The sequence below is a fragment of the Inquilinus sp. CA228 genome, from assembly GCF_052078665.1.
GTDB lineage: Bacteria > Pseudomonadota > Alphaproteobacteria > DSM-16000 > Inquilinaceae > Inquilinus.
This window is the reverse complement of record NZ_JBQJIK010000131.1, coordinates 1-12,964: the sequence shown is the minus strand read 5'-3', so window position 1 is coordinate 12,964 and position 12,964 is coordinate 1. Positions and strand designations below refer to the sequence as shown.

General features: G+C 68.1%; 11 protein-coding genes and 1 pseudogene. 8 read left to right on the top strand and 4 right to left on the bottom strand.

Annotated elements, in window-relative coordinates; genetic code table 11:
• Positions 1–109 (top strand): annotated as a pseudogene (locus tag ACTOWL_RS36515) (IS5/IS1182 family transposase); the annotation flags it as partial.
• Positions 110–172: 63 nt separating this feature from the next.
• Here the strand turns inward: ACTOWL_RS36515 and ACTOWL_RS36510 are convergent.
• Entirely contained in the window at positions 173–1,300 is a 1,128-nt protein-coding gene (locus ACTOWL_RS36510; RefSeq protein WP_441326221.1) for an alpha/beta fold hydrolase, read from the bottom strand.
• Between ACTOWL_RS36510 and ACTOWL_RS36505 the strand changes: the two genes are divergently transcribed.
• From ACTOWL_RS36505 to ugpC, 6 genes are all read left to right on the top strand, one after another.
• Positions 1,299–1,862, top strand: coding sequence for a RecX family transcriptional regulator (locus ACTOWL_RS36505; RefSeq protein ID WP_441326220.1), 564 nt, complete (start codon positions 1,299–1,301; stop codon positions 1,860–1,862). The two genes, ACTOWL_RS36510 and ACTOWL_RS36505, sit on opposite strands and share 2 nt — an antisense overlap.
• A 95-nt stretch (positions 1,863–1,957) precedes the next feature.
• Positions 1,958–3,454: a glycerol kinase GlpK gene (glpK, locus tag ACTOWL_RS36500; RefSeq protein WP_441326219.1), complete on the top strand. Its 1,497-nt coding sequence runs from the start codon at positions 1,958–1,960 to the stop codon at positions 3,452–3,454.
• A 129-nt stretch (positions 3,455–3,583) separates the two neighbouring features.
• A complete protein-coding gene (gene ugpB / locus ACTOWL_RS36495; protein WP_441326218.1) occupies positions 3,584–4,885 on the top strand; it encodes a sn-glycerol-3-phosphate ABC transporter substrate-binding protein UgpB in 1,302 nt (433 codons plus the stop codon).
• Positions 4,886–5,145: 260 nt separating this feature from the next.
• Positions 5,146–6,030 carry a sn-glycerol-3-phosphate ABC transporter permease UgpA gene (ugpA, locus tag ACTOWL_RS36490; protein ID WP_441326217.1) on the top strand — a complete coding sequence of 295 codons (885 nt, stop codon included), beginning with the start codon at positions 5,146–5,148 and terminating at the stop codon, positions 6,028–6,030.
• The gene (gene ugpE, locus ACTOWL_RS36485; protein ID WP_441326216.1) at positions 6,027–6,875 is read left to right on the top strand and encodes a sn-glycerol-3-phosphate ABC transporter permease UgpE; all 849 of its coding nucleotides are present in this window, start codon (positions 6,027–6,029) and stop codon (positions 6,873–6,875) included. The genes ugpA and ugpE overlap by 4 nt, the downstream gene beginning before the upstream one ends.
• The gene (gene ugpC / locus ACTOWL_RS36480) at positions 6,876–7,958 is read left to right on the top strand and encodes a sn-glycerol-3-phosphate ABC transporter ATP-binding protein UgpC (RefSeq protein ID WP_441326215.1); all 1,083 of its coding nucleotides are present in this window, start codon (positions 6,876–6,878) and stop codon (positions 7,956–7,958) included.
• A gap of 270 nt (positions 7,959–8,228) precedes the next feature.
• On the opposite strand, the gene ACTOWL_RS36475 is transcribed toward ugpC, so the two are convergent.
• From ACTOWL_RS36475 to ACTOWL_RS36465, 3 genes are all read right to left on the bottom strand, one after another.
• The gene (locus tag ACTOWL_RS36475) at positions 8,229–9,827 is read right to left on the bottom strand and encodes a M28 family metallopeptidase (RefSeq protein ID WP_441326214.1); all 1,599 of its coding nucleotides are present in this window, start codon (positions 9,825–9,827) and stop codon (positions 8,229–8,231) included.
• 310 nt (positions 9,828–10,137) lie between these two features.
• Positions 10,138–11,751: a M20/M25/M40 family metallo-hydrolase gene (locus ACTOWL_RS36470; protein WP_441326213.1), complete on the bottom strand. Its 1,614-nt coding sequence runs from the start codon at positions 11,749–11,751 to the stop codon at positions 10,138–10,140.
• A 281-nt stretch (positions 11,752–12,032) separates the two neighbouring features.
• Positions 12,033–12,647 (bottom strand): glutathione S-transferase family protein, encoded by a 615-nt coding sequence (locus ACTOWL_RS36465; protein WP_441326212.1) that lies wholly within the window; start codon positions 12,645–12,647, stop codon positions 12,033–12,035.
• A gap of 190 nt (positions 12,648–12,837) precedes the next feature.
• Between ACTOWL_RS36465 and ACTOWL_RS36460 the strand changes: the two genes are divergently transcribed.
• Positions 12,838–12,964 (top strand): ATP-grasp domain-containing protein (locus ACTOWL_RS36460; protein WP_441326222.1); only part of this gene is annotated, 127 nt, incomplete at its 3' end.

The window sequence follows — 12,964 nt, the reverse complement described above, 5'->3', positions numbered from 1 at the left end:
CAGATGGCGCCGCCTCGTCCGCGACTACGAAAAGCGCATCGACGTCTCGCACGCGATGATCCTCGTCGCCATGGGCGGAATTCTCATCCGACGAAACACTCATCCCTGATTTTCAAAACAGACTCTTTGGGCTCCGGCCGTGACGAACTGCATTACAGGCCGGGTCGGCCCGTCATGCCCGCTCGAGCGGAGCAGTCTCGGACTGCGAAAAGAACTGTTCGACCCTCTGATAGGACGTGAAGAAGTTCTTCTGCAGATTCGTCGCATGCGCCATGCCTGCCATGACATGGATCTGCTTGGACGCAGTCTTGAGCGCCGCGAAAAATGCGAGGTCGTCCTCCAACGTGCCGACGCCGTCGAACTCCCCGCGCAGGATCAGCGTCGGCGCGAGAATGGCCTGCGGATCGACCACAGGGAGATTCTCGCACATGTCGATGTATGTGCCGGTCGGAACCACATCGTCATTCTCGAGAGCCTGCTCGGCGAAACAGTCGACCAGCTGCGGATCGGCCGATGGCACCAGGTCGCGTGTGACAATGCTGCGGATGAAGGCCGGATCGACCGGCCTGCGCGTCGATGCCTTCCATTGGGCAAGTTTCTGCCGCCGCTCCTCAAGCGTTCGGCTGCCCCGGCCGGTCCAGACCATTCCGTCAACCGCAAGGCGGCCGACACGTTCCGGGAACCGGCTCGCGAAAATCGACGCCCGCAGCGCACCCGATGACGTGCCATAGACAAAGAGCCGGTCAAGCCGACGCAGGTCCATGATGTACTGGCTGACAGCCGCCGCGTCATCCGCACCATCCGAACATGTCGCGGCCACTTCGAGGCCCTTGTAGGATTTGCCGTAGCCACGGCAATCGAAGCACCAGACATCAAATCCGCTGCAGGCGAGCCAGTTCATCATCGATGCGTCCGGCCGTGCGGGGACTTGCAGATCGAATGTCGGCCGGGCGCAGGCGCTGGATCCATGAACCAGAAGAACCAGCCCCCTGGACAAAGGAGTTCTGGCCCGTTTCTCCCACATGAAGATCCGCTCGGCGCCCGAGCCCAGCCAATGCTGATGCCCGTCCACCGGTCCGATCGCCGGGCCGGCGTCCCGCCCTCCGGAATACATCGTGAATCCCCTCCCGGCAGCCCGCGCTGCAGCTTTTTTCGCATCATCGCACCACAGCTCGTCGGACGCCAACCGGATCGCTCGGCCGCAATTCGCCGGCACATCGGCTCTGTCGTCCCTGGATTGGTCGCGGTCGGCCCACACCGCCCTTGGCAGCGCGGCCCCCGACACGGCAGTGTCGCGCATGGACCGACCGCCCCGCCGCCCGCCCGCGCTCGACGATGCCGCACTGGAGCGGGCGGCGCTGGACTATCTCGGCCGCTACGCCGCCTCGACCGGCCAGCTGCGCCGGGTGCTGCAGCGCCGGATCCGGCGCGCCCGGCAGGCCGGGGCCGAGGTCGATGTCGAGGCGGTGGAGGCGCGGATCGCGGCCCTGCTGGACCGCATGGCCAAGTCGAAGCTGCTGGACGACGCGCAATTCGCCGAGATGCGGGTCGCCGGCCTGGCCCGGCGCGGCCGGTCGACCCGGGCGATCCGGGTCAAGCTGCGCGAGGCCGGCATCGACGAGACAGTTGCGGCCGACGCCCTGTCCCTGTATGGCGGCGCGCCCGGGTCGGATCCGGACCAGGCGGCGGCGATCCGGCTGGCGCGCCGGCGCCGGCTGGGGCCGTTCCGGGCCGATTCCGACCGGGCCGCGCACCGGATGCGCGACCTGGCGGTGCTGGCCCGGGCCGGCTTCGCACGCGGCCTGTGCCGGGCGGTGGTCGACGCGCCGGACGCGGCGGCGCTGGAGGTGGCGGAGGACTGATTCCCCCGTCGCCTGGGGTGGCGGTGTTGCATTGACGTTCGCAAACGCGCTTCGGATAGTGCTTTGCGAACATGGTCGGGACAGGGGAAGGCAAGATGCGGCGACGCACATATGTCCTGGCGATCGACCAGGGGACGACGTCGACCCGGGCGATCGTGTTCGACCCGCAGGGCCGGCCGGCGGCCAGCGCGCAGCGCGAGCTGCGCCAGATCTACCCGGCCGATGGCTGGGTCGAACACGACCCGGAGGGGATCTGGGCCGACACCCTCTCGGCCTGCCGCGACGCCATCGCCCGGGCCCGGCTGACCGCCGACCACATCGCCGCCATCGGCATCACCAACCAGCGCGAGACCACGGTGCTGTGGGACCGCCAGACCGGCCGGGCGCTGCACTACGCCATCGTCTGGCAGGACCGGCGCGCCGCCGCCTTCTGCCGCCAGCTGGCCGCCGCCGGGCACGAGACCGCGGTGCAGGCCAAGACCGGCCTGATCATCGATTCCTACTTCTCCGCCACCAAGCTGACCTGGCTGCTGGACAACGTCCCGGACGCAAGGCGCCGGGCCGAGGCCGGGGAGCTGGCCTTCGGCACGGTCGACAGCTTCCTGCTGTGGCGGCTGACCGGCGGAAGGGTGCATGCGACCGACGCCACCAATGCCAGCCGCACCATGCTGTTCAACATCCGGACCCAGACCTGGGACGACGAGCTGCTGGCCCTGTTCCGGGTGCCGCGCGCGATCCTGCCGGAGGTGCACGACAACGCGCATCATTTCGGCACCACCGACAAGATCCTGTTCGGCGCCGCCATCCCGATCACCGGCATGGCCGGCGACCAGCAGGCCGCGACCTTCGGCCAGGCCTGCTTCAAGCCGGGCATGATCAAGTCGACCTACGGCACCGGCTGCTTCGCCCTCTTGAACATCGGCGACAAGCCGAAGATCTCGCGGCACCGCCTGCTGACCACCACCGCCTACCGGGTCAACGGCAAGCCGACCTATGCCATCGAGGGCGCGATCTTCAGCGCCGGCGCCACCATCCAGTGGCTGCGCGACGGGCTGAAGATCATCAAACACGCGGCCGAGAGCGAGACCCTGGCCCGGTCGGTCGAGGAATCCGCCGGGGTCTATCTGGTGCCGGCCTTCACCGGCCTCGGCGCGCCGCATTGGGATCCTGACGCGCGCGGCACGATCCTGGGGCTGACCCGCGATTCGACCTCGGCCCACATCGCCCGCGCGGCGCTGGAGGCCGTGGCCTTCCAGACCCGCGACCTGATGGAGGCGATGGCGGCAGACGGCGGCGCCCGGCCGCAGGCGCTGCGCGTCGATGGCGGCATGGTGGCGAATGACTGGCTGTGCCAGATGCTGGCCGACATGCTGGACACCCCGGTCGAGCGGCCGAAGGTGATCGAGACCACGGCGCTGGGGGCCGCCTATCTCGCCGGCCTGACCGCCGGGGTCTATCCCTCGGTCGAAGGCGTGGCCGAGGCCTGGCAGCGCGACCGGCTGTTCGAGCCGTCGATGCCGGCCGGCACCCGGTCCCGGCTGTACGAGGGCTGGCAGAAGGCGGTGAAGCGGGCCCGGAGCTCTTCGCGCTGACGGGTCCGGCGGCGCGCGTTTGCGCGCTCCGATGCGCGGATATGAAAATAGTCGCAAAAGCCCCGCCGCGCTGGCAATGTGCGGGGCTGTGGCGCCCGAAGAGCGCCGACGCCAACGGGGAGTGTCGCCATGAGACTGCGCCTTGCCACGGCCGCCGCCGCCGCGGCCCTGACCCTCAGCCTGCCCGCTTTCGCCGCCACCGAGATCCAGTGGTGGCACGCCATGACCGGGGCGAACAACGAGGTGGTCGAGACCCTGGCCAAGGAATTCAACGACAGCCAGTCCGACTACAAGGTCGTGCCCGTGTTCAAGGGCACCTATCCGGAAACGCTGAACGCCGGCATCGCCGCCTATCGCGCCGGCCAGCCGCCGCACATCCTGCAGGTGTTCGACGCCGGCACCGGCACCATGATGGCGGCCGCGAGCGCCGTGGTCCCGGTGGCCAAGGTGCTGCAAGCCGATGGCGTCACCTTCGACAAGTCGCAATATCTCGGCGGCGTGGTCAGCTACTACAGCACCGCCGATGGCGAGTTGCTGTCCTTCCCCTACAACAGCTCGTCGCCGATCCTCTATTACAACAAGGACGCCTTCAAGAAGGCGGGGCTGGACGAGAACGCGCCGCCCAAGACCTGGCCGGAGCTGTTCGACGCGGCCAGGAAGATCAAGGCGGCGGGCTGGCCCTGCGGCTTCACCTCGACCTGGCTGACCTGGATCCAGCAGGAGAACTTCGCCGCCTGGAACAACGTGCCCTATGCCACCCTGCAGAACGGCCTGGCCGGGCTGGACCCGCAGCTGCAGATCAACAGCGACCTCTATGTCCGCCACTTCCAGACCATCGCCGACCTGCAGAAGGCCGGCGTGTTCTCCTATGGCGGCCGCACCTCCGAGGCCAAGATCAAGTTCACCAGCGGCGAATGCGCCATGATGACCGAATCCTCGGGCGGCCTGGGCGACGTGGTGAAGTCCGGCATCAATTTCGGCAACGGCACCCTGCCCTATTATCCCGAGGCCGCCGGCGCGCCGCAGAACACCATCCCGGGCGGCGCCAGCCTGTGGGTCCTGGCCGGCCATCCGGAGGCCGAATACAAGGGCGTGGCCAAGTTCTTCGAGTTCCTGTCGCAGACCCCGATCCAGGCCCGGCTGCACCAGAAGTCCGGCTACCTGCCGATCACCGTGGCGGCCTATGAGGAGACCAAGAAGTCCGGCTTCTACGACCAGAACCCGGCCCGCGAGATCCCGATCCTGCAGATGATGGGCAAGGCGCCGACCGACAATTCCAAGGGCGTGCGGGTGATCAACCTGCCGCAGGTCCGCGACATCATCAACGAGGAGCTGGAGCTGATGCTGAACGGCCAGCAGGACGCCAAGACCGCGCTCGACAAGGCGGTCGAACGCGCCAATGCCGCGATCAAGGAAGCCGCGGACCTTTAGTCCGTGCGGCAACCTCGGGCGACGTCCGGCCGAATGAAGCTGTCGCCGCACCCCGCGCGTTACCTCTCCCGCCTGGCGGGAGAGGTCGGACATCCGCCAGGATGTCCGGGTGAGGGTTGGCCCCGGCCTCGACAAAGGGCCCTCACCCGGAGCCGCTTCGCGTCTCCGACCTCTCCCGCAAGCGGGAGAGGCAACGCCGATCGATCGAAACCGATGGTCCAGTTCACCCGATGGCCCGGCGGAGGGCGGAGGCCCTCCGCATGAACCGTCGCGCGATCTTCCCGAACACCGTCCTGCCCTATCTGCTGGTGGCGCCGCAGATCGCGATCACATTGGTGTTCTTCTTCTGGCCGGCCGCCCAGGCGATCCGCCAGTCGATGTTGCGCGAGGATCCGTTCGGCCTCCGGACCCGCTTCGTCGGGCTGGATAATTTCGGCCGGGTGCTGGCCGACCCGGCCTATCTGAACTCGCTGCAGGTCACGGTCGTGTTCTCGGTCGCGGTCGCGGTCTCGGCCCTGGCGGTGGCGCTGCTGCTGGCGGTGATGGCCGACCGGGTGGTGCGCGGCCAGGGCCTGTACCGCACCCTGCTGCTGTCGCCCTACGCCATCGCCCCGGCCATCGCCGGCATGCTGTGGCTGTTCCTGTTCAACCCGTCGATGGGCACGCTGGCGGTGCTGCTGCGCCAGGCCGGCTTCGACTGGAACCCGCTGCTGAACGGCGGCCAGGCGATGATTCTGGTGGTGGCCGCGGCCGCCTGGAAGCAGATCAGCTACAACTTCCTGTTCTTCCTGGCCGGGCTGCAGGCGATCCCGAAGAGCCTGGTCGAGGCCGCGGCGATCGACGGCGCCGGCCCGGCCCACCGCTTCCGCACCATCATCTTCCCGCTGATCTCGCCGGTGTCGTTCTTCCTGCTGGTGGTCAACACCGTCTACGCCTTCTTCGACACGTTCGGCATCATCCACGCCGTGACCAGCGGCGGCCCGGGCAAGTCGACCGAGATCCTGGTCTACAAGGTCTACAATGACGGCTTCGTCAACCAGCAGATGGGCGTCTCGGCAGCGCAGTCGGTGATCCTGACGGTGCTGGTGATCGGCCTGACCTTCGTCCAGTTCCGCTATGTCGAGCGCCGGGTGCATTACGCATGATCGAGAACCGGCCGCTGGGCACGCTGCTGGCCCATTTCATCCTGATCGTCGGGATCGTGCTGGTCGCCTTCCCGGTCTACTACACCTTCATCGCCTCGACCTACCCGACCCGGGCGATCCTGTCGCCGCCGCTGCCGCTGGTGCCGGGCGGCGAGTTCCTGGCCAATTACGGCGGCGCGCTGTTCGGCGGATCGGGCCGGATCGGCGGCGTCGACATGGTCCGGGTGCTGTGGAACACCACGGTGGTCGCGCTGGCCATCGCCATCGGCAAGATCGTGATCTCGCTGCTGTCGGCCTACGCCATCGTGTTCTTCCGCTTCCCGCTGCGGCTGGTGTTCTTCTGGATGATCTTCGTCACGCTGATGCTGCCGGTCGAGGTGCGCATCGTGCCGACCTACCAGGTGATCGTGAATCTCGGCCTGATCGACAGCTATGCCGGGCTGACCGTGCCGCTGATGGCGTCGGCCACCGCCACCTTCCTGTTCCGCCAGTTCTTCCTGACCGTGCCGGACGAGCTGGTGGAGGCGGCGCGGATCGACGGCGCCGGCCCGCTGCGCTTCCTGCGCGACATCCTGCTGCCGCTGTCGCGCACCAACATCGCGGCGCTGTTCGTGATCACCTTCATCTATGGCTGGACCCAGTATCTCTGGCCGCTCCTGGTGACCAACGACAACTCGATGAACACGATCATCATCGCGCTGCGCAAGATGATCTCCTTCGCCGACGCCGACACCGAATGGAACCTGGTGATGGCGACCACCATCCTGGCCATCATCCCGCCGGTGGTGATCGTGCTGGTGATGCAGAGGTGGTTCGTGAAAGGCCTGATCGAGAGCGAGAAATAGATGGCCACCGTCGAGATCCGCGGCGTGCGCAAGACCTACCCGGGGACCGCGCAGGAGACCATCAAGGGCATCGACTGCGCCATCGCCGACGGCGAGTTCCTGGTCATGCTGGGCCCGTCCGGCTGCGGCAAGTCGACCCTGCTGCGGATGGTGGCGGGGCTGGAGAGCATCGGCGGCGGCGAGATCGCGATCGGCGGCCGGGTGGTCAACCGGCTGGAGCCGAAGGACCGGAACATCGCCATGGTGTTCCAGAACTACGCCCTGTATCCGCACATGTCGGTGTACGACAACATGGCGTATGGGCTGCGCATCCAGGGCCTGTCCAAGGCGGAGATCGACAGCCGGGTGCGCGCGGCGGCGCAGACGCTGGAGCTGTCGGCCCTGCTGGAGCGCAAGCCGCGGCAGCTGTCCGGCGGCCAGCGCCAGCGCGTCGCCATGGGCCGCGCCATCGTGCGCGAGCCCGCCGTGTTCCTGTTCGACGAGCCGCTGTCCAACCTGGACGCCAAGCTGCGCACCCAGATGCGGATCGAGATCAAGCGGCTGCAGTCCCGCCTGGGCGTCACCAGCCTGTACGTCACCCACGACCAGGTCGAGGCGATGACGCTGGCCGACCGGATCATGGTGATGAATGGCGGCGCGGCCGAGCAGATCGCCCCGCCGCTGGAGATCTATCTGAGGCCGGCCTCGGTCTTCGTCGCCGGCTTCATCGGCTCGCCGGCGATGAATTTTTTGCCGGCGACGGTGACGGCGGACGGCCACGGCGTGGTGCTGCCCGGCGGCCAGCGCGTCGCCACGCCGCGGGCGGCGGGGCTGGGCGGGCGCAGCGTCCTGGCCGGCATCCGGCCCGAGCATCTGACGCTGGACGGCCCGGCCGATCCCGAGCACCGGCTGGAGGTCGCGGTCGAGCTGGTCGAGGCGCTGGGCGCCGACACGGTGCTGCATGGCCGACTGGGCGACGGCGCGACCCTCTTGGCCCGGCTGCCCGGCGTGGTGCCGGTGCGCGACGGCGACCGCCTGGCCTTCGCCGTGCCGGAAGACCAGCTGCACCTGTTCGACCCCGACACCGGCCGAGCGCTGGGATAGAATCAGGCCGTTTTGGGTCAGATCACGCCCGAGAAATCGCGCTGGGCGCCGAGTTTTTGCCTCTCCCGCTTGCGGGAGAGGTCGGAGACGCGAAGCGGCTCCGGGTGAGGGTTCTTTGTCGAGGCCGGTACCCGCCCTCACCCGGTCGTCCTGCGGACGCCCGACCTCTCCCGCCAGGCGGGAGAGGCACGCGAGGACGCTCGGCATCCTGTCTGGTCCAAGAAAGGGGCCGGACGCAAGGCCCGGCCCCCGATCGTCAGACCCTCGCCCTCAGCGGATGGTCAGCGCGCCCTTGAACAGCGGGCTGCGCTTGGCCGAAGCGGCGCGCTTGGCGGCCGAGGCCGCGAACTCCGCCGTGTCGACCACCGGGTCGCGCCGCTGCGCGAACACGATGACCGAGTTCGCGATGGCGTCGCTGAACTGGTCCAGCGCGGTGTTGCTGATGTTGGCGATGCCGTCGCAGGGCGCGTGGTAGCACGCATCGTAGGGCTGGCCCGCCGTGCCGCCATAGATCCGCGCCTCGGCCTCCGACTTGACGTTCTCGGCGCCGCTGAACAGGCCGCCGGCCGGGATGCCCTCGGCGATGAACGGGCCGTAGTCGGACCGGCCGTCGAAGGCCGTGGGGGCGGTGGCCAGGTTCTTCCGGGCGAAATGGGCCAGGAACACGTTCTCGATCAGGCCCGAGCCGTTCGGGCCCGGATCCGGCGTGTCGGAGCCGTTGCCGTCATAGACGAAGCGCACGAAGTTCGGCGATGCCACCATGTCGAAGTTCAGATTCAGCAGGATCTTGGCCTTCTCGGCGTCGCTGAGCGTCTCGACATAGTGCGTCGAGCCGAGCAGGCCGAGCTCCTCGGCACCCCAGAAGGCGAAGCGCACCTTGTTGCGCAGCAGCAGCTGGCGGCGGCCCACCTGCTCGGCGACCTCGAGATTGGCGGCGGTGCCGCTGCCGTTGTCGTTGATGCCCGGGCCGACCTGCACCGAATCGAGATGCGCCCCGACCGTGACGATCTTGTTCGGGTTGCCGAACCAGGTGTCGGCGATCACGTTCCAGGTCGTCCTCGGCTCGTTGAGCGCCTGGACCTTGATGCGGACATTGACCGGGCCGGACTGGGCCTGGGTGTACAGCTCGTTGCCGACCTCGAAGGTGGTGAAGACTCCCTGGTAGGGCCGGGGCCCGCCGAGGCCCACGCCTTCGACCACCTCGGTGCGGCCCGGCTGGCCCTCATTCATGATGATGACGCCGATGGCGCCGGCCGCCTCCGCCATCTCCGCCTTCTGGGCGAAGGTGCAGGTGCCGCGCTGGATCAGCGCGATCGCCCCGGCCGTCTCCGACGGATAGTCGGCGGCCTCGCAGCCGCTGGCCGAGCTCGGCTCCGGCGTCGGCGGCAGGACGATGTTGCTGGTCGGCACCACCCGGCCGGTGACCTCGCCCGAGGCAGAGAACAGCGTGGTGGCGAAGTCGGTGTGGTGGGCGTAGGTCCGCGGCGACGGCGACACCCGCGCGAATTCCGGCGTGCCGGTCTCCTCGAAGAAGTCGAACGGGAACGGCTGGACGGTGACCCGGTAGCCGGCCCGCTGCAGCCGCTGCTTCACATAGTCGACCGACGCCTTGTAGCCCGGCAGGCCGGCGGCGCGGTTGCCGCCATTGGCGGTGGCGATGGCCTGCAGCGCCGTCAGGTGCTGGCGGATGCCGCTGACCGTGACCGCCCGCTGCAGGTCGGCGCTGATCAGCCCGGTGATCAGGTCGCCGATCAGGCTGCGCTGGGCGGCGGCCGACGGGGCGGTGTTGGTGGTGGCGGCCAGGGCCGAGGACGCAGGCATGGCGATGGCGGTCGCCAGCAAGGCGGCCGCCAGATGACGGAGTTTCACGATGGTCCCCCTTCAAGTCGTTTGCGGTGGGGCTTGTGGCCGCCCGGAGCGCAATCGAATGGCCCTGGTTTGGCCAGCCCCCACTTGGCCAGCACTGTCCGGCAGCGCTATCAAAGACGTCAACAGGAATTTTGAATCTGTTTTTGATCTATATTTGACAAAATTTGAGCATCCGAAAATTTAGTCTGACAACTTTTGCAGTGCACAAACTCTTTTGAGATTTTGCCTGACAAATTACTGGATCGCGTCGGGAACGGAAAGGGGTCCGGACACGACCGTCCGGACCCCGAAAATCCCGTCTGCCGCCGCGTCAGCGGATCATCAGCGGGCCCTTGTAGAGCGCGCCGCGCGTCGCCGTCCGGGCGACCCGCTTGGCGGCCGAGGCCGCCAGCCCGACCGGGTCGACCACCGGGTCGCGCCGCTGGGCGAACACCACGACCGAGTTCGCGATGGCGTCCGAGAACTGGTCCAGCGCCGGGTTGCTGATGTTGGCGATGGTGTCGCAGACCTCGTGATAGCAGGCATCATAGGGCTGGCCGGCGGTGCCGCCGTAGATCCGCGCCTCGGCCGCGGTCTTGATCCCTTCAGCGCCGCTGAACAGGCCGCCCGCCGGGATGCCGGCGTCGATGAACGGGCCGTAGTCGGACCGGCCGTCGAAGGCGGTGGCGGCGGTGGCCAGGTTCTTCTTGGCGAAATGGGCCAGGAACACGTTCTCGATCAGGCCCGAGCCATTCGGCCCCGGATCCGGCGTGTCGGAGCCGTTGCCGTCATAGACGAAGCGCACGTAGTTCGGCGATCCGACCATGTCGAAGTTCAGCATCGCCTTGATCTTCGCCTTCTCGGCGGCGCTGAGCGACGCGACATAGTGCTCGGAGCCCAGCAGCCCGAGCTCCTCGGCGCCGAAGAAGGCAAAGCGCACCTTGTTGCGCAGCAGCAGCTGGCGGCGGCCCAGCTGCTCGGCAACCTCGAGATTGGCGGCGGTGCCGCTGCCATTGTCGTTGATGCCCGGGCCCGCCTGCACCGAATCGAGATGCGCACCGACCACCACGACGGTATCGGGCCGGCCGAACCAGGTGTCGCCGATGACGTTCGAGGTCGGCCGGATCTCGGACAGCGTGTCGGTGGTGATGTGCACCGTCACCGGGCCGGCCTGGGTCTGGGCGTAGAGGTCGGCGCCGACGTCGAAGGTGGCCTTCAGCACCGGGATGTCGATCGGCACATCCATGGCGGCGGTCGGGAACAGGTCGGTCCGGCCGGGCTGGCCTTCGTTGAAGATGACCACGCCCACGGCACCGGCCGCCTTGGCGTTGGCCGCCTTGACGCTGAAGTCGCAGGTGCCGCGCTGGACCAGGGCGATGTTGCCGGACACCGCGGCCGGGAAGTCCGCGGCCTCGCAGCCGCTGCTCGAGTTCGGCGCCGGCGCCGGCGGGATCTCGACGTCGTTGGTCGCCACCAGCTGGCCGGTGACGTCGCCCGTGCCCGAGAACGGCATCGTGGTGAAATCGGTGAGGTCGACAAAGGTCTTCGGCGTCGGCGTCAGCTCGGCGAAGGTGCCGGGGCTGAGCTCCAGATAATACGGGATGTCGAAGTTCTGCACCGTCACCCGGTAGCCGGCGCGCTGCAGCCGCTGCTTGAGATAGTTGACGGTGGCGACGCTGCCGGACGTGCCGGCGGCGCGGTTGCCGTCATTGGCGTCGGCGATCCGCTGCAGGGCGGCGAGGTGCAGGCGGATGCCGGGGACGGTGACCGCGCGCTGCAGGTCGAGGCTCATCAGCGCGGTGATCAGGTCGCCGAGCGGGTTGCCCAGGGCCAAGGAACTGGCGGAGGCCTTGGTGATCGTGGGCGCTGTCTGGGCCAGGGAGGAAGACATGGGAAGGGCGACGGCGGACGCCAGCGCGGCGGCCGCCAGATGACGCAGTCTCACGATTGGTCCCCCTATTGTGTTGCGGTGGGGCTTGTGGCCGCCCGGATCGCAAACAAATGGCCTCGGTCCGGCCAGCTCCCCCACGTCGCAGCACTGTCCGGCAGCGCCGGGACAGACGTCAACATTACAGATTTAGGGTAATTTGCTTGGAATGTCTGTCAATAACTTGATGTTATACATTAACAGCCTTTCAAGACCTTCACTTCGACAATACCGCCTCTGCGATTTGCCAGACAAAATCCCGCGCCGCATATCCGAATATTGCAGCGCAGCAGAGCGGATCAGCCGGAGAAGTAGAGGGTCCAGCTCTCCGCCACCGCGGGATCGGCCAGCAGCCGGTCCCAGATCGTGCTGAGCGGCGTCATCTCCTCGCGGAAGTCGTACCAGGTCAGCAGCATAAGGAGATAAAGGTCGGCCGCAGACCGCTGTTCGCCGAGCAGGAACGGGCCCGGCATCAGCGCGTCGGCGACCAGTGCCCAATAGCGGTCGACGGCGCGGTCCGCCGCCTCCTGCACCCCCGGCGCGCCGGCGGGGTCGACGGTGTAGCGCTCGGGATGCGCCTGGCGCAGCACGGCGCCGTACAGGTTCACCGCCATGAACAGCAGCCAGCGGTCGAACCGGGCGCGGTCGCTGCTGCCCGGCGGCGGCGCCAGCCCCGTGCCGGGATGGGCATCGACCAGATGCAGGATCATCGCCGCCGATTCGGTCAGCACCGTACCGTCCGGCAACACCAGCGTCGGGATCTCGCCCATCGGGTTCAGGCGCAGATAGTCGGGATCGCGGTGCCCGCCGGCATTGTGGTCGACGCGGATCCGCTCGCAGGGCGCGCCGGCCAGGCGCAGCACGATGTCGGGGGCGAAGGCGCCGGTGTCCTTGTTCCAGTACAGCCTGTACATCGCCGCGCCCTCCCGCCGGTTCCGGACCGCAGCAACCATGATGGCGCGAAACCGGCGGTTATCAACGCCTTGCGTCCCGCTGCATGCTGCATTGCAGCGACTCGGTTGCCCCGGGAGATTCAGATGCTATTGTGCCGCCCGTTTCGCGGGCGGCCTCAGGCGCCGCGCTCTCACCCAGGACGGACGGTCCATGAACATCCACGAATATCAGGCGAAGGGGCTGCTGGGGCGCTATGGCGTTCCGGTGCCGCGCGGCGGGGTGGCGTACACGCCGGAGGAGGCGGTGCGCGTGGCGGAGGGTCTCGGCGGCGCGGTTT